The 17063-nt window shown below is 54.5% G+C and carries 8 protein-coding genes and 2 pseudogenes; 5 read left to right on the top strand and 5 right to left on the bottom strand.

Annotated elements, in window-relative coordinates; genetic code table 11:
• Window positions 1-61 precede the first annotated feature (61 nt).
• The 3 genes and pseudogenes from ABJ99_RS26675 to ABJ99_RS05540 all read right to left on the bottom strand — a co-directional run.
• Window positions 62-601, bottom strand: a pseudogene (locus ABJ99_RS26675) (tyrosine-type recombinase/integrase); the annotation flags it as partial.
• A 703-nt stretch (window positions 602-1304) separates the two neighbouring features.
• The gene (locus tag ABJ99_RS05545; protein WP_054084950.1) at window positions 1305-1661 is read right to left on the bottom strand and encodes a type II toxin-antitoxin system RelE/ParE family toxin; all 357 of its coding nucleotides are present in this window, start codon (window positions 1659-1661) and stop codon (window positions 1305-1307) included.
• A 2-nt stretch (window positions 1662-1663) separates the two neighbouring features.
• Window positions 1664-1954, bottom strand: coding sequence for a type II toxin-antitoxin system ParD family antitoxin (locus ABJ99_RS05540; RefSeq protein WP_054084949.1), 291 nt, complete (start codon window positions 1952-1954; stop codon window positions 1664-1666).
• 451 nt (window positions 1955-2405) lie between these two features.
• Here ABJ99_RS05540 and ABJ99_RS05535 point away from each other — a divergent pair, with 451 nt between their 5' ends.
• The 3 genes from ABJ99_RS05535 to ABJ99_RS05525 all read left to right on the top strand — a co-directional run bounded on the left by ABJ99_RS05535 (window position 2406) and on the right by ABJ99_RS05525 (window position 5060).
• Window positions 2406-2966, top strand: a complete 561-nt coding sequence (locus tag ABJ99_RS05535; RefSeq protein WP_054084948.1) for a TetR/AcrR family transcriptional regulator — start codon at window positions 2406-2408, stop codon at window positions 2964-2966.
• Window positions 2967-3659: 693 nt separating this feature from the next.
• On the top strand, window positions 3660-4214 hold the full coding sequence (locus ABJ99_RS05530; RefSeq protein ID WP_054084947.1) for an OsmC family protein: 555 nt from the start codon (window positions 3660-3662) through the stop codon (window positions 4212-4214).
• Between the two features lie 72 nt (window positions 4215-4286).
• On the top strand, window positions 4287-5060 hold the full coding sequence (locus tag ABJ99_RS05525) for an SDR family NAD(P)-dependent oxidoreductase (protein ID WP_054084946.1): 774 nt from the start codon (window positions 4287-4289) through the stop codon (window positions 5058-5060).
• A 319-nt stretch (window positions 5061-5379) separates the two neighbouring features.
• Here ABJ99_RS05525 and ABJ99_RS05520 read toward each other — a convergent pair whose 3' ends face one another.
• Window positions 5380-6294: a LysR family transcriptional regulator gene (locus ABJ99_RS05520; protein ID WP_054084945.1), complete on the bottom strand. Its 915-nt coding sequence runs from the start codon at window positions 6292-6294 to the stop codon at window positions 5380-5382.
• 310 nt (window positions 6295-6604) lie between these two features.
• On the opposite strand from ABJ99_RS05520, the gene ABJ99_RS05515 reads away from it, so the two are divergent.
• Window positions 6605-7627: a zinc-dependent alcohol dehydrogenase family protein gene (locus tag ABJ99_RS05515; RefSeq protein WP_054084944.1), complete on the top strand. Its 1023-nt coding sequence runs from the start codon at window positions 6605-6607 to the stop codon at window positions 7625-7627.
• 51 nt (window positions 7628-7678) lie between these two features.
• Here the strand turns inward: ABJ99_RS05515 and ABJ99_RS05510 are convergent, their stop codons facing one another.
• Window positions 7679-15487 carry a Tc toxin subunit A-related protein gene (locus tag ABJ99_RS05510; protein ID WP_054084943.1) on the bottom strand — a complete coding sequence of 2603 codons (7809 nt, stop codon included), beginning with the start codon at window positions 15485-15487 and terminating at the stop codon, window positions 7679-7681.
• Between the two features lie 660 nt (window positions 15488-16147).
• Between ABJ99_RS05510 and ABJ99_RS05505 the strand changes: the two are divergent.
• Window positions 16148-17063 (top strand): annotated as a pseudogene (locus ABJ99_RS05505) (hypothetical protein); the annotation flags it as partial.

Below are 17063 nucleotides of genomic sequence, written 5' to 3'. Positions count from 1 at the left end.
CACGCGCATACACGGCCCCTAACGCACTTGGCATTCTGTGAGATAACGACAGTTCGAGTAGCCGGGCCATGGCTATGGTGCGCTGGCGTCGCAACTTAGTGATGGTCGTAGTGATGTGCTCCAACTTGATGTCGCTGATCGGTTTTTTGCCAATGGCAGGCAAGATGTGGTTGTTCAGCGCTCCGGTAAAGCCCGAGATGGATTTGGTCACCAGTTCGGCAGACTTGAATGCCAACCATTGCTTGGCTACATATTCGAAGGTGCGGACCTCGTTGAGCAGGTGTGCTTCGATCTTGGCGTTCTTGGCCTTGAGCGGTGCGGTGTGGTTAGCCACGTCGCGGCGTGCGCCACGGGCAATGTCGCGCGCCTCCTTGAGGCTAATGTCGGGGTAAGCTCCGATGGAGAAGCGGTTTTCCTTGCCACGCAGCCGATACTTCAATCGCCAAACCTTGGAAGGGGATTTGCCGACCTTGCTCGACGCCCTGACCTCCAAGTAGAGGCCAGGGACTTCGCCATCGGCGTGTTTGCCAGGTTCGGTCAGGGAGCGGATCAAGGCATCGCTGAGTTTTCGTTTGAAAACAACCGCATTATCTGGGGGCATCGGTGGGGTATTCTTTTTAAGGAACCGAANGAGGACTAAAATAACCAATTAGCTGTTATTATTAAACGGTTTTATGGAAAATGGTGGAATTCCATTACAGACTATCCGGATCCCCAAAAAACATTTTGACTAGGCTCTAGATCGGTATTTACAGCCTGAAAAAAACCAATTCCCCCCCCCAGTTTTGCCCCCAATTGCACAGGGTGTTCGAGCGATCGCGAATGACGATGTCTGACACGGACCTGGGTGGCCGTGGCTGGTATTCAGTGTGCTCCCGCATACTGGATGACCAACCCGAATCTGGCAAACCCTTGGCCGTAGATGAGTCGATATCCTGAAGCGGAGTTGTCCGGGCTGTCTTCCAGCATCTGTCCTGAAATTGGCATCGTGAAATGCTCATGCTCTGCGAGATGCTGCAATGGCGCCGGTCGCCAGGGAGATCAATCCGCGTGTCCATCGACAACCGGAGCGTAATGCCAGGCGCCTGGCCACGGAAAGCGCTTAAGAAGCGGTTGTTCGGTATTGATAGTGGCAGGCAACGTTGCGCATCGTGCTTGTGGTGGGTCTCGATAATCCGGTCGGGCCCATAACCTCCCGCTTCAATTGGCCACTGAGTCGGCGGGCAGCGAAGGCGCTCAGGTTGCATGTTGAGGCGGGCGCCTTACCTTCGCTGTTCATGGACAGCTAAGCCTTTGGGCCTGGATCAGTCATTAGGCAAGTGCAATTGCACTTCCATGGCGTCATGAAGGAGTCGGACGACCTCGATCACGTCGTCGCTTGCTACACGATAAAACACGATATGGCGTGGGCTTTTGACCGCCCCATGGGGCTGTTTGGCCTGCTGGCGTGAATAGATGAGGTGATAGCTGCGAAGGCCCGGTGCCAGCTCACCGCGTTCGTAGCTGCCAATGCGATAAGGCGTGTCGGCAATCGCTTGCAGCGCGGCGAGGATTAGCGCCTGATACCGCTGGCGTGCTTGATCGCCGAACTGCGTCTGGGAGAGACTGAGGATGTCGACAATGTCGGCGCGCGCCGCGTTGGAAATCCGATACTGCGACATGCTCAGTGTTTCTCGCGCGCGTGGAGGGTTGCCTCCAGGCTCAAGCCCTCGAGGTAGTGCTCCAAATCCCCTTCGTTCAACTTAGTAAAGCGCCCTTGCTCAAGGTCCATGGCGCCGATAGAGGTCGCCTGACGCAGGGCCTCAATTTTGGCGGTGTCTTCGGCGACGCGCTGTTCCAATAGCCGCAAACCTTCTCGCACCACTTCGCTGGCATTCTGATAACGGCCGGACTGCACCAGGTCATGGATAACCTGTTCCTGGTGAGGGGTGAGTACAACGTTTCGCGTCGCCATGATTAGCTCCAGCTCTGGACATACAGGTCCTTTCGACTATTGGCATATTATGCCATTTTACCTGCCAGCACATAGTTTGGGACTTGTATCTGACGAACTGTGTCGTGCGGGGTCATCCTTCGCGCCGAACAGCGCGTGCTGGCTCCGGACTGCATGCGCACAGAGTTCAAAGGATGTAGCAGGCGGGGCGTTGAGGGCCGTTTGATTCGTGTGGGCCTTGAGGCCTCAGCCTGGACAAGCCCTGCTTGATGTGTCCGGCGTTCTCACCGATCGTTTGAAACGCGCCGCGGACGTTTGTCCTATGCAGCGTTTCCGTACAGGCCATCAAGATGGAAGAAGCATTCCGCAGGAGGCACAAAGTATAGGCAGCTCAGTACTTCGCAAGGCGAACGCTGTCTTATGAGGTGTGACTAATTTATGATGTCTAGATGATAAATTTGGATACACGATCATGAGCACACGTTCAGACCTTTTGACCAGCGCCGAGGTTCTGCTGCGCACGAAAGGCTATGCGGCCTTCAGCTACGCAGACCTAGCGGACGACATCGGCATTAAAAAGGCGAGTATTCATCATCATTTTCCCACCAAGGAAGGCTTGGCGATTGCCATCGTCGAAAGCTACCTGTTCCGGTTCAAGAAGCAGCTGGACGCTATCAATGGTGAACACGTCAGTGTTGTCGACCGGCTGAAGGCATTCGCCTTGATGTTCGCACATAGCAGTCTAAATGGGATGCTTCCACTTTGTGGAGCTCTGGCCGCAGAGCTTCTGGCGCTGCCTGAAAGCCTCAAAGAAATGACAAAGGATTTCTTTGAGATCCATCTCACTTGGCTCCAAGCGAATATTAAACAAGGTCAAGATCGAGGAGAGCTCAAAGCCGACCTGGATGTAATCAGGGTTTCAAGGCTCATATTGAATACTTTGGAAGGTGCGAGCTTTGTTTCTTGGGCGATGAGCGATGATTACGAGAAATCTTCGGGATTTGATTTGATTTTATCTACCCTTCGTCACTGAAAACTCTAGCAAGCACATTTATTGACTCTACCGCTGCATTCCCTTTTCAGGGGGCATCTTTCATCGCTGTATCTTTGGTACATCTTCCAATAGCTTCTCGATTTGATCGCCTGCCAAGAGCAGGCGGCCTTGAGTCAGTTGATTCAGGGCCGCGAGCCGATCTACGCTTGTATTAATTAGTGCAGACTAAAATCCACCGGATAGATCACTCGGTATTATCTGGTGTGCAGTAGATTTGCAGCCAATGACGCGAAGGCTTGCTTGTAGGCGGCGCTTTTTCGTGATCGCGAATCGTACAGTACCGCCCATGGCGAGCGGCAACCGCGCTCTTGGCTGCGTTCAAAGTGACCTACCTCCATCTTGTCCCAGCACGTGGCCTGGGGCATAAACAGCCATAACACCTCCTTGATTTTATATCTACGTGATGACGGCCTTGTGCCGTCAATTCGTACAATTGCATAAAACCAACCTGATGCATAGACCTATGAGATGTCTTGTGCTGGCGTCACTCTCGGAGTGATTCTGTCGGTCACGACTCCCACTATGCTGTCATCAATATTCCCAATTTCTCTATGCAGTCTAGATTTTCAAAGCTATTGGTAGCGTCATCTTTCTTGTAAGGCAACCTACTACTTGGTAGTCTTGTTTCTCTTCCGGTCGAATCGTCCGGCTTATCTGAAGAGGAACGTCCACATGAGCAGCAACCTGAATGGTATCGATGTCGCCGCACTCCAGAATTTCGCCGAAGGCGTTGCTGGTGATGCGACCAAGCGCCACGCAAGCTTCAACGTTAAAACCGCTTGGAAGGGTCAGACCCGTTCTGTAGCCAAAGTCAGCCGTTACAGCTTGGCCGGTGAGACCTATTCCCGCGATTTTGAAATTGCAGCCGATGAGCCGAATGAATTACTGGGCGAGAACACCGCGCCCAACCCTCAGGAGCTGCTGATGGCTGCTCTAAACTCCTGCATGTCGGTCGGCTATGCCGCCAATGCCGCAATGATGGGCATCAAGATTCACAGCCTGGAAATTGAGACCGACGGCACTCTCGACCTGCGTGGCTTCCTGGGGATCGACGAAAGCGTTAACCCAGGCTACGACGAGGTGAGTGTCGTGATTCGCCTGCACACAGATGCTTCTCGTGAGTGTGTCGAGGAGCTGCACAACGTGGTGCTCAAGACTTCGGGCAACTACGCCAACTTCTCTAAAGTCATCCGCATGCTCCCTAAGCTCGAAGTCATCGAAGGCTAACTGTTCTGGCCACAGGTCAGCACGGCACCTGGCCGCTGACCACCTTTCACTTATCTGATACCGGAGTCTGCAATGAACGATTTTTTTAAAGGCAAAAAACTGTTGGTCGTCGGCGGCACGAGCGGCATGGGCCTGGAAACAGCGCGCCAGTTTTTAAAGGCGGGTGGCAGCGTGGTTCTCACCGGTAGTAAACAGGATAAAGCCGATGCTGTGCGCGCCGAGCTGAGTCCGCTGGGGAACGTATCAGTGATCGTTGCCAACCTCATGACCGAGGAAGGGATGAATCATGTACGCAGCGAAATCAATGCCAACCACAGTGACATCGGCTTCATGGTGAACTCTGCAGGCATATTCATTCCGAAGCCTTTCATCGAGCACGACGAGGCTGACTACGACATGTACCTGGATCTGAACCGCGCTACATTCTTTATCACGCAGGCAGTGGTCAAAAATATGCTTGCTGCCAAGCGCGAAGGCTCCATTGTCAACGTCGGTTCGATTGGCGCGCAAGCCGCGCTGGCCGGCTCTCCAGCAACCGCTTATTCGATGGCTAAAGCGGGCCTACACGCAGTCACCCGAAACCTGGCAATTGAATTGGCTCACTCAGGTATCCGAGTCAATGCCGTTTCGCCTGGCATCGTTCACACCTCGATCTATGAAGGCTTCATGGACAAGGAAGCGATCCCGGATGCGATGAAGTCGCTAAACGATTTCCACCCACTGGGTCGAGTCGGTGTTCCTGAAGACGTCGCCAATACCATCCTCTTCTTACTCTCCGATAAAACTTCCTGGGTGACCGGTGCTATCTGGGATGTTGATGCAGGGGTGATGGCGGTACGTGCCTAAACACCGAGGCAAGCGCCCTGTGTAGCGCCTCTCAACGGGGCGCTTTCCAGCAGGCTGCTTCGGTGACAAGGGTGCTGGCTGTAGGAGTTTCAAATGTCTATCACAACAGTCAGCGAGCCGAGCGGATCAAGGCATCGCTGAGTTTTCGTTTGAAAACAACCACATTATCTGGGGGCATCGGTGGGAGTATTCTTTTTAAGGAACCGAAATTAGCCCGCATGAGTCGTGGAATCCATTGGGTCCAGACAGACGGCAGAGGACTAAAATAACCAATTAGTTGTTGTTATTAAGAGGTTTTATGGAAATTGGTGGAATTCCATTACAGACTATCCGGATCCCCAAAAAACATCTGAATCCGCGACCTCAACCACCGCTCCCCAGGATCATTATCCTGCGCCCCCCGCCAAGCCATGTGCAATTCAAACGTGCGCGTCTCAATCGGCAGGTCTTCAGATCGAACACCTCCCGCCGCCGTCAGTACCTGCGCAGCGTAATCCGGCACGGTGGCGATGATGTCGGTGCCGGTCAGCAGCGTTGCCAGTCCGTTGAACTGCGGCACGGCGAGGACGACGTGGCGTTTGCGGTCCAGTTTTTCCAGGTGTTCGTCGATAAAACCGCTCAGGTCGCCGGCGAATGACACCAGTGCGTGGGGGCGGGCGCAGAAGTCGTCGAGGCTCAAGGGGCCGGGAATCGAGTCGGCGCGCAGCAGTTGAGGCTTGCTGCGGCGCAAGACTTTGCGTTTGGCGTTGGCGGGCAGGTCTTGCGTGTAGCTGACACCGACCGAAATCTCGCCCGAGGCCAGCAGCGGCGGCATCAGGATGTAGTTGACCCGCCTGACCACCAGCACAATTCCCGGTGCTTCGGAGCGCAGGCGCTTGAGCAGGGTAGGCAGCAGGGCGAATTCGACATCGTCGGACAGGCCGATGCGGAATACCGAGGTGCTGGTGGCCGGATCGAATTCCGAAGCACGGCTGACGGCGGTCGAGATCGAGTCCAGCGCCGGGGAGAGCAGGGCGAAGATTTCTGTGGCGCGAGCGGTTGGCTCCATGCTGCGTCCGGTGCGCACGAACAGAGGGTCATCGAACAGGCTGCGCAGGCGCGAGAGCGCGGCGCTGATGGCTGGTTGGCCGAGGAACAGTTTTTCCGCCGCGCGCGTCACGCTTTTTTCATGCATCAGGGTTTCAAAAACGATGAGCAGATTGAGGTCGACACGACGCAGGTCGTTACGGTTCATACAGAATATCTCGGGCCATTGGTCGGTTGAGGACGTGAGCAGGGTGCGATAGTACGAGCAAACGCTGATCAGGCGCAGCGAAAATTAATCACCGCACCGTCGAATGTCCACATGGCTTGCAATGTTTCGTCGACATGCGAACAATGGCGGCCGTTCTGCCTGTCGGCTGCCAGACGCTGTCTGGCTGTGACCTGTAGCGCACAGGACACAATCGATGACAGGCATGTCGACTATTAATAGCCACCGATGGTGTTACCGGCAATGCCCGGATAAAGTTTGTGGCATCAAGGTTTACCAGGCGAGGTTCTAAATGTCCCGCACGATCCGTTTTCACCAGTTCGGCCCGGCCGAGGTGCTCAAGGTTGAAGAGCAACCCGTCGCGTCGCCTGCACCCGGCGAGGTGCAAGTGCGCGTGCAGGCCATTGGTGTCAGCTGGTATGACGTTCTCTGGCGGCAAAATCTCGCTTCGACCCAGGCGCGTCTGCCTGCCGGTCTGGGTTACGAAATGGCGGGCGTGGTCACTGCGCTCGGCGAAGGGGTCGATGACCTGCACGTGGGCGACAAGGTGGCCAGCTTTCCTGCCGCCGACGCCAACCAGCATCCGGTCTATGGCGAGTCCATCGTGATGCCGCGTCTGGCGCTGACCCGCTACCCTGATGTGCTGACGCCGGTCGAAGCCAGCGTGCATTACACGCCGTACCTGGTGGCCTACTTTGCCTACGTCGATCTGGCGCGCATCAAGGCTGGGCAGACCGTTCTGGTCACCGATGCCAGTCATTGTTCCGGGCCTGCGTTCGTGCAGTTGGGCAAGGCGCTGGGCGTGCGTGTCATCGCTGCGACCAAGACTGAAGATGCGCGTGAGTATCTGTTGTCGCTGGGCGCCGACAAGGTGGTCGTCACCGAAGAGCAGGACTTGCTGATGGCGATCAACAAATACACCGATAACCGTGGCGTCGATGCGGTTTTCGATGGTTTGGGCGGTCCGCAGATGTCGATCATGGGTGACGTGCTGGCGCCACGCGGCAGCCTGGTGCTGTATGGCTTGCAAGGCGGCAATCAGACGCCGTTCCCGGCTTGCGCAGCCTTTCAGAAGAACATCCAGTTTTACGTGCACTGTCTGGGCAATTTCACTGGTAAGCCGGAACTCGGCATCACTCAGGATCAGCAGGCGTTGCAGCGTGCCTTGCAGGACATCAACCAGATGACAGCCGATAAGGTATTGAAGCCTTTGCAGACGCGCAGCTTCCCGTTCGAGCACGTGGTGCAGGCGCACCGTTACATGGATGTCTGCCCGATTGGTGGGCGTGCAGTGCTGGAAGTCGAGGCGGTCTGATATTATTTTTGCTGTCGTGAAAAAGCCCTCCGTTCTGGAGGGCTTTTGCATTCAGGGTTTTGGTGTTTCCTGCTCCTTCAACAATTGCTTGATGGATGAAGCAAACTGGCTGCCACCATCCGCAACGGTGTAGACGATATGCAGCTGGATGTCGGTAACCGCAGCTTTGTTATCCTTGCCTATGAACTGCTTCACAACGTCTGCATCCGGAAATGCCAGCGTCCAGTTCGATATCGCGCCTGTCCCTTCGAAAGGCAAATAGCGCCCATCGTCGAACATCAGATTGCACAGCCAGCCTTCGTTGCCTATACCCCGGCCATCGTCCGAGAGGCTGGAAGACAGCGCAATCTGCTGTTGCGCGCGCAGGTTGGTCTTGAGGTACGGGTTGGACTTGCGTGTCCCGTACAAAAGCCTGACGGCTTCGATATCCGGTTTGACCAGCGTGGTGCTGCCTGTCTGGGTGAGTACGGCACAGAGGTTCTGCAAGCCGTCCGGTTCACCGGACTGCAACTTGAATGACACCGACACATGCTTGAGCTGACGCAGATAATGCCCTGGGTAGTTGCGGTCAAAGTCGGCTGCTTTCAAGGAAAACATCAGAGGCTTGGTGCCCAGTTCCTGCAATATCTTAAGCCATTTACTGTCGTCGGTGATGCCTGCCTGGGATCTGAGCGAAACCGTTTTTCGAATGTTCATTCGCCGTTCGGAACCCTGCAGGTAGGCAGCCTCCATTTCCAGCACATCCAGTTGCAACGACTCTCCGGCCAGCATGCCGCGGAAGTTGTCATTCCAGCCGCTGGTACGAATGAACTGCGGACGCTCGTAGTCGCCCATCTCATAGCGCCAGGCACCTTCGAGGGCAAGAGCCATTGACAGTACCGCGTCGTAGGCGGGGGCGTAGACAGTCGCCAGTCGCGCAACCAGCCAATTGTAGGTGGGAAGGATCATAAAGCCGTTAGTCATGGAGAAATAGGCCTCCTGCAATGCGACACGCTGAGCCCTGGCTTCTTCAACGCTGGTTTTTGCTGCCTTGATAAGGATGTCCTGCTCGACAATCTGATGTTCGATGGTCTCTTGTTCATATTGAGCCAGATCGATTTCAAGGTTCCATTCCCGCGATCTGCGCTCGTATTCGGCTTCTGTGGTCAACCTGGCTGATAGCTCGGCAAGTGACTGGCCCATGATATGAGCGACAGCAATACTGGCACGCACCGGGGCAGTGTAAGAGTGCCCACCATTTGCAAGACCGAAGATGGTAGGCAACGCGCCAAGTGCTCCTGCGACGACTTCGGGTACTGAGACAGCGGATTTGATAGTTGACGAGAGGGTCGTGTACGTCATGGCAGCAGATTCAAGTGCGGTCCGGTCTTCGTTGAACTGACTCAAATAAAAGGAATGTCTTCGCTGTGCCGATTGGGTACTGGTGATCAGTGTCTGCCTGGCTGCCAGTGCAGCGTTCAGCGCTTCAGTCTGGAGTGTGACCGTGAAATCGGCGAGCTTGATCTGTTGCTCTTGCAATTGCACCGCCAGCGCAAGGTTTGCTTGTCTTTCCATCAGCAGTATGGAGTGACGGCCAATTTCAATCAGCCTGTTGATAGCTTGCTGTACCTGAAACAGCTGCGCACGAAAGCGATAAGGCGGTATCAGGGCGGCGTCAATGTTAAAGGTGGTGCGTAACCCGCTGCTTTTGCCTGACGTCTGCGCGAATGAATCCTCAGTTGCATAGAGAGACAGCGTAGGCATGATTTTGCCGTCAAGTGTCAAGCCGTGACGAAGGTTGAACAGGCGTTGATCGACCGTCTTGCGCAGATCGGTTAGACGAGCGCTGAGCGGTTTACGGAATGCACCTTCGGTGACGTCTTTGAGTGGCTGTGCCGTCCAGTTGTCCACTCCCGACGTTTGAGTAATCGGCCCGATCAGCTTGAGCGCCTGCTGATAGCTGAGCCAGGCCTGGGTGAGGCTGTCTCGCGTCAGTTGTCGATAATAGTGATCGCCCTCGCGCTGCCAATGCTCTACCAAAAAAAGGAACACGGCCTGCCGATAATGACGGGACGAGGTGAAGGCTCGTGTCGCCGGGTCAACAGAGTCGTCAAGTTGCGACGTGCCTGTGCTGGTCTCGGCAAGTGGGCGAGTGCTCCAGAGTGCTGGCTGGTTTTGCTCGCCCTGCCCGATACGGTACGGGTCAAACAGGTGCTCAGTACACCAGCGTAACGCTTCCTGGAACTGTTTTTCTTCGCTGAGACGCGAGGCGACCAGAAATGGGAGGTGCAGAAATAGCTCGCGGAAGTAGCGTCCGTTGGCCCCGTGAAAGTCCACCGGGATAGCTGCTCCGGTTGCGATGGCAGGCTCTAAAAGCATCTGGGTGTCCCACGCAAAAACTCGATCCACCGACTGAGTGACCCGACTGACCAATTGCTTGCCGAACAGGGTGTTGAGCCGAATAGTGGTGAAAGGGAGGTCTTGCATACCACTGAGTTCTAGATAAAGAGCCTGTTCCGGGTTTCGGGTGACTTTGCAGTCCCATTGAGTGGATGTTCGCGAGGAGACTATTTTGACTTCATGGAGTTGATTGATTGTCCAGTTGTCCACCCCCACCAAAGCGATCTGGTAGGTGCCAGCTGAAATCCCATCAAGGTCTGCCTCGATAATAGCGTTTCCATTGGCGACCACATTTTTTTTGACCCGCTCTACGAACGTCTCGTCAACCGCAGCTTTGGTAAGCACTTTTAGCTGTATGGATGCAAAGGCGGCATCATTTTGCATGGCAGGCGATATACTGTCGGGCAGTGGAATTTGCTGCAAAACCTCGAAGGCAATGTGTAAAGTGTTGTAAGGCGTTCTTTTGAAATAGGCCAGTAGCTTGCTCGGTTTTTTCTTGGCGGAGACGAAAGTGACGAGGTGGTACGTGATATCGTATTCATAATGTCTGTCTAAGCGGATTTGCCGCGTGAAGGTTAGTTTTACAGTCAGGTTTCCGTTGATTGTTGTGGTGTCGAAATTTAAAGTCTTTATATGTTTAATCAAATATTCAGGCGTATTTATTGTGCTGTTTAGTATGAAGAGCTCAGAGAATGTTGATGTGTGCTTTTCGTTGATTGCGTTGTTTGAACTGCCATTAAATGGCTCGAGTAGTAAGTCTAAAACTAACTTTCGCTGTTCTATGGCGGGTGATGAGATGCCGACGGCGTTGAGTGTTTCAGTAATGTAGTTTTCCAGTCCATTTGCTTGTTTATCACCTCGGATGTCGGGTGATTGCTTTGCGGCTAACTTTGCTATTAAATAAGTTTCTAGCTTTTTTTTTGTGGAAACGAGGTTTTCTGTTTTAGTTGGGGCTGTACTCGACGGCAGGGTAAAAGCACTGTCAGGAAATTGAAACGCAAGCAGGGAGGATTGACTGGATATAATACTGCCTGCATACACGTGCTGAATTCTGCAAGGGTCTTTATACTCGGCATGAAGTGCAGGAAGCAGTTTGCTTTCGTTGTTATCTTCGTTTTTATGCCCTTCGCCTATCGCTCTTTCATCGATCAACAACAAGTCGCGAGCCTGGACGAAAAAATCTTTATTTTTCGTGCCTAACGTATTTTTCTTTTCCTCTGTTACAGGGTTCTCTTTATCAGCTTTGTCTTCTGTCGTTGCGTCATAAAGCAATGCGATTAACCAAGAATCATTCTCCCGCTCGCCGTGCTTGTCAACAATCGCGATCAAGCCCGGTAGGTAGCTGTCATCCTTCAGGTAGGGGTTGTCCTTGTCCGCCAGTCGCTTGCCATTTTCCGTGCCGTCAAGGCACATCAATTGGTTAGCCGGGCTCCATAAACCGTCGATCTGCTTGTAGCAGTAAAGAACAGTGACCTTTCTGAACTTCGTAGGTGTTTGCTTCGTTTCGTCCGCGCTGGGTATCGGCGTGGTCGAACGTTCCACCCATATCACGTAAGGGCGGCCGGCAATAATAATCGGGCGAATCACGTCCAGCGTTTGCCCGTCTTTTGTGGAGGTCTGGACAATCTGCCCACTGAGAGGCAAGCCGATTTTCTCCCATTCGCTCCAGGCCAACGGGCTGAGTTGCCCCTTGTTATCGCGCTGGCTGATGTCCAGAGAGCGCCAGTAGTACTCAGTCGGTTCGACGTTGGTCTTGCCGATGAAATGGTAGGTATCGCTTACCGGGTCAAAGCCATCGAGGTAGCCGCTCACCACTTGCAGGTTGCTGACTTGCTCGAACTTGCCGATGTAATTGGCCACCGCGAGTTGAACCATTTCGTTGGTCAGCTTGCCCTGATTCAGCTCATTTTCCAGCTCGACGAATGGCTGGCTCTTGCCGGGCCGCGAGGCTGGCTGGATGAGGTTTTCCGGGTGGTTGACCTGTTGATGCCAGTTCCGCCAGCGTGTGTACTGATTGCAGTAGCGACGCCATTCATCGTCCGCTCCAGCAACGACATTACGTGCCGCTGCGTCATAGCCCGGTTCCAGATGCGCGAAAAATCGGCTCAGGTAATGTTGCAAACTGGCCGTCGCATGCGCCACCCGGCTGGTCATGACCTCACTGGAAACCTGCACGTCAGTCAGTAGCAGGTTGGAAAGATCATCGGCATCGGCGGCGATAGAAAACTTATATTCGGCCTTGCCGGGCACGTTGACCAGGAGGTAGCCCACCAGTGCATTTCGCCATGCCTCATTTAGCGGACTATTGATATCGTGCTGTTCAGTCTCGCTACAACTTGCATACAGCAGCGTGGCCAGTGACTGAACCTGCCCGTAGGAAGATTTTGCATCCAGTGCAGTCAATGCGATGAGCGACAGGCATGACAGCCCGGTCTTCTGGCAAAGCAACTGTAAGCGCAAGACCTGATCGACATCGGCAACAGTGTAGGCTCTCTTCTGAATCGGTCTGGCCTCAGTTTCTTCTTTGGGAGCCGGACCGTGCAGCCCGTTCAGAGGGTCCCCGGTTCTCGTGCCATCGGTAAAGCCGAGAATCTGGTAGTTGAATTTTGAGAGGTCGCCACTTTTTTTCAGATACTCGATTCTTTCTTTGCTTTGCAAATAGACGTCAGTGAACTCATTCGGGCTGACGATCAGCGGCCCTGGGTTTTCTTTTAAAAACGTACGAAACGGAATGAATATCGATTGCAGGGAGGCGTACGCCGTGTTGACGTCGGGAATCCAGTAATAGTTACTTGCAATGTAGGTGAGCCCGCCATACGCGATCACCTGCGCTCTTGAATCCTTATCAAGGCTGGCGAGATAGTCGGCAAATGTCTTGCGATCCGGTTTCACGATAACTTTGACGGCCGCTTCTGTCGCAGGCTTCGGCTCCGGGACGTATGTAGTCTCTACGGCACATAGCGTTTCTTCGGCGTTCCAGCCAATCAATTTTGCCAGTCGTTCTGCCGCTTCAAGTCCGGTCGACTTGTCTTCGTCACTGTTGATGACCTGCAGATAATCCAGTACATCGGATTCCTGATAACCAGCCTCCTGAGCGCGGTTGACCCAGGCGCGGTAGCACGCAAGCTGGTAGCACAGGTCAAGGCTTGAGCCTGACTCGTCCAGGGCCATTTGCTCAGGGTGTTCCAGTAGCAGCGCCAGCCCGGCAGGGCTGAGGTTGAAGCGCATGATCAGCTCGGCATGCCCCTTGAGTTCTGCCCACATGACGAATGCACTTTTGCTGAATGTGTTCTGGCTGCCCGCCTGAATTGCGTTGTTTTTTATTTCATTGAGCAAGGTGGCGGTACTGATATCCAGCCAGCGCAACAGCAGCAATACGTGCTGTTCACTCAATACCGATCGCCCCGGCTGATGACTATTGCCTGATAGCGCGAGACTCAATGACTTGATGACATCTTCCTGAGCGATTAGCGCTCCATTGATCAACGCGGCAAAGGCCTCACCGGTTTTTAAATAGGCGTCTACATCCAGTGCGTCACTTTGCGCTAATGCGCCCGTCAGACAGATTGAAACCTGAGCATTGATTGCCGCCAGTCGGTCCTGGCCCTGCACTACCGGGATCGTCCTGACCCAGCCATCTGTGTCAATCAAAGGGTTGAAAAGCTTTAGCCAGGTATTCTTGTCGTCCTTGAGTGCAACCTGCTGCGCAGCGGCCGCAAGTCTTGCTTCGCCAAGCGATGACTTGCCCAGTCGGTCTGCGGATTCCGTGATCAATTCCAGCCAGTCGGCCGGAGCCGGAAGCACTTGCGCTTCGACATTCGGCGTGGGTGTCAACAGCAGCGCCAATAAATCCAGACCGATATTCTGCTGCCTCGCCCATTGGGTGAGATTTACCGCAGCCATGATCACATCGAGGATGTCCGGCTGATCTGCGTTATCCAGAAGCGTCGGTGCGCCAGCCAGTTGCTTGAGCAGGTCGTCGTTGCCGTTGAGCAGCAACGACATCAGGCCGGCCCCGGCCTGTGGCGTGAGCCTTAACAGGCGTGGCAGGTACACCAGACGATACAACGCAGAAAACAAGGCCAGTGATCGTTTGGGCAGCTTTGCGGGGGTGCCTTTTGCGGCGGGTTGCTGGAATCGCTGTGCAGTTGCAATGAAGTCTCTGGCGGTCTGTTCGTCGATCTTCAGTGAGTAGCACATCTGCGCCAGCGTGGCGTGGCCTGCGTCGGTATCCAGATCGAACTCAGCGTCATCGAATATCAGTCGGGTCTGGCTGCTGTCGTTGCCGTTGGCAGCCTGCGCACCCAGCAGGGTATCCAGAACGGGCACGGACTGACCGACCGAATACACCGGCAATGCGCCAAGCAAGGTGGCAAACTGCCCAGCGGTTACCTTGAACTCACGGTGCAGGTAGCGGAATACGCCGATTGCTCGCAACGTGTTGCCGGTGAAATGGAAAGCCGACGTTTGACCTTCGGCGCGCAACGCAGACATGACCAGCGTGTCGACATCGGCGAACGGCAGGCCAAGAAAGTGCTGCAAGTGAATAAGTTTGTGCAGGCGGTCGAAATGGCTGGCGCTGACGTTGGTCAGTTGCTGGCCTTGCGCGCTGTCAGCGGGCACTGTAATGGCGATTGCCGGGCCGCTGGCGTTGTTGATAAACGAGGCACCGTACACCTGACTGGCCGCAACATTTGTTTGCGTTGCGGCCGGGAGGTGGCCGGAACGTTTTACCGTGGTAATGAAGCCGGTCTGTTTTCCATCGTCTGTGCTCTTGAGGGCAAGCAGGTCGTAAAGGTCCTGTTCGCTAAGCCCGGTCTGGTGGCGAAACAGGGCTACATTGCTGATTGCCGCCAGAGCCTCGGTTGCGTTACCTGCAATGCCGTAGGCAGTCTTGAAGAAATCGGCTTTCGCCGCAGTCTCATTGTCCAGCAGCAATGTTTGCAGGGCTGGATCAAGACCGCTGCCCGACAACATGGCCGCGCGCAGGTCTTTCTGGCGAAAGTTCTGGTAGCAGAAGTTGGGGTAGTCATAAGACGCAAGCTTGTGCACATCGAACAGCGTGGTGTCTTTCTGCTCAAGCACTGCCCGCACTTGCTGGAAGGCCAGATGGAATGGTAGTGTTGCATGACTGCCCGATGCCGCGATGGCTTCTGGCAATGGTCTACTACCGGCCAGCATCTGCGCGGGATGAGCAAGTATTTCGATCACCAGTTTCAGCGCTGAGACTGTCTGGTTGGTGCTGACTTCGTCGAGCAGCAGATCGCCTAGCTCAGGACGTCGGACAGCAAGCTTGACGGCCTTGCTGTCGGCCATGATTTCCAGCTTGATGGCTCTTTGATACAGGTCGCTCAGGTAGGCGAGTGGCCCGTCACTGGAATCCAGTGCACCCGAGGAGGTGGTATGCGCGAGGTTTTCCGGAAACAGGCTAGAGTAGGTAGGAGATGAACGGTCGTCAAATGAGGCGGATGGCGTGACCATTGATGTGCATTCCTTGTTTTGGATTCAAAACTCCTTGTGCGTCGTTAATGCAGAGCGCATTGATCAAGCGTAGGGCAAGGCAGTTCGATGTCGACGAGGCATGCTTAGAACGTTTCGCGATGGTCGAGGTGCTTTAGTGTCGGTTGTGTGGTGTTCTACCTCGCCGATGCCGCACCAGGCACTTTTATCTTTATGGTTTCATTGAAAATACCGGCTCAACTCCACCGACATTGCCAAGCACTGCATCGCGGGCGCCATGAGTACTAAAGTTTAATCAGTCTGTCAGAACATGCGCTATGCACTTTGTCTTTCCTACAGGTCAGAATGAAAGCACGATTGTCTGTTCAAAGTAACAGTGTTCTCCGCGAGCTTGTCATAGAGCGGTCGGGCGTGGAATATACTTGACGTCAGAATAAGTCGTGAAGTGTCCAGGTGGCTGGAATGCTTAAACACGCTGTTTAATTCGCTCGCCATTTATTGATATTTTTCCTGTTTTCGAAGCAAAGTGTATATTGTAATTATTTTGGAGGGGCTGATAATACTTGGGTAATTATTACTCAGGGAATGAGTCATGCTCGACTACACATTTGATTGTCAGGCTGATGTTCGATGCTGTGCCCGCACGTTGCCGTGTCTTGTTCGACGGGCAGGTGACCTACAATGAGTTCTATCCACGAACAGGCAATGAATTACGTCTACCAACAAGTGCTGCAGCGTTTGTTGGGGTATTTCAGTCGTGCTGAGCGCACGGCATTACAGTTGCTGATTCAACGGTTGATTGTCGCCGCTGGCGGGATCGAGCGAATATCCGGCTTCAAAGTGCTGGTGGCCTTCGGAGGCGGCAAGGACAGCGCCTATACGCTGGCTTTTTTGCGCGCTGCTCAATTGAGTATTGCCTGTCGCTCGCCCGGCACCTTCAATCTGCGCGTCGCCACTCGCCGTCATGCGGGCATGACCCCGGCGGTGATGGGCAATATAAACCGCACCTATTCGGCATTGTTTCTGTACGACGATCCGCGGGTCGAGATGCTGGTGATCGACAACCAGTACACGCAAGCCTTCGAGCCGGACCTGCCTTTTTCCAGCGCCGGTCGCGAGCAGAACCGCATGGACGTGCTGCTCGGTGGCCATATTTCTGCCGGCGACGCGCGCACCACGTTCTGCAATACCTGTTACCTGGGCCTGGCAGAGTTTCTGGGGCGCGCGCTGAGCTGGGGCAGCGGTGTCGATGCTGTGCTGAGCGGTGATTCGCGCAGGGAGCAAAAGCAGTACATCACCTGGCTCATGCGCCTGGCGCAGCGCACTGGCCAACACCCCGGCCATTGGGGTAACCAGACCCTGAGCGGCGTCCTGAAGATGATCGACACCATCGGTCAGGCCTATTATCACGAGCTTTACGGGGACGATCCGCAAGGTCTGCGCGCCAGTCGGGCTGCCGCCGTGGCCGGCAAAGCCAGCGCGCCAGCGTTCATCACCATCGCCGATCTGGTCAGTTGCAAGGCTGACGAGCATTGGAGTCTGCTTACCGAGTTTCTGGATTTCCGTTTCGACGATCGTAAGCGCCTCATGAACCCAA

It is taken from the genome of Pseudomonas syringae pv. cilantro (assembly GCF_001293775.1).
Classification (GTDB): Bacteria; Pseudomonadota; Gammaproteobacteria; order Pseudomonadales; family Pseudomonadaceae; genus Aquipseudomonas; species Aquipseudomonas syringae_P.
Note: the sequence above shows the minus strand (reverse complement) of the source record. Positions and strands in the feature narration are given on the sequence as shown.

Excerpts from the sequence above, each read along its gene's own strand:
- ABJ99_RS05545 (WP_054084950.1), bottom strand. The coding sequence starts at position 1,661 with ATGTCGCAGTATCGGATTTCCAACGCGGCGCGCGCCGACATTGTCGAC.
- ABJ99_RS05540 (WP_054084949.1), bottom strand. The coding sequence starts at position 1,954 with ATGGCGACGCGAAACGTTGTACTCACCCCTCACCAGGAACAGGTTATC.
- ABJ99_RS05535 (WP_054084948.1), top strand. The coding sequence starts at position 2,406 with ATGAGCACACGTTCAGACCTTTTGACCAGCGCCGAGGTTCTGCTGCGC.
- ABJ99_RS05530 (WP_054084947.1), top strand. The coding sequence starts at position 3,660 with ATGAGCAGCAACCTGAATGGTATCGATGTCGCCGCACTCCAGAATTTC.
- ABJ99_RS05525 (WP_054084946.1), top strand. The coding sequence starts at position 4,287 with ATGAACGATTTTTTTAAAGGCAAAAAACTGTTGGTCGTCGGCGGCACG.
- ABJ99_RS05520 (WP_054084945.1), bottom strand. The coding sequence starts at position 6,294 with ATGAACCGTAACGACCTGCGTCGTGTCGACCTCAATCTGCTCATCGTT.
- ABJ99_RS05515 (WP_054084944.1), top strand. The coding sequence starts at position 6,605 with ATGTCCCGCACGATCCGTTTTCACCAGTTCGGCCCGGCCGAGGTGCTC.
- ABJ99_RS05510 (WP_054084943.1), bottom strand. The coding sequence starts at position 15,487 with ATGGTCACGCCATCCGCCTCATTTGACGACCGTTCATCTCCTACCTAC.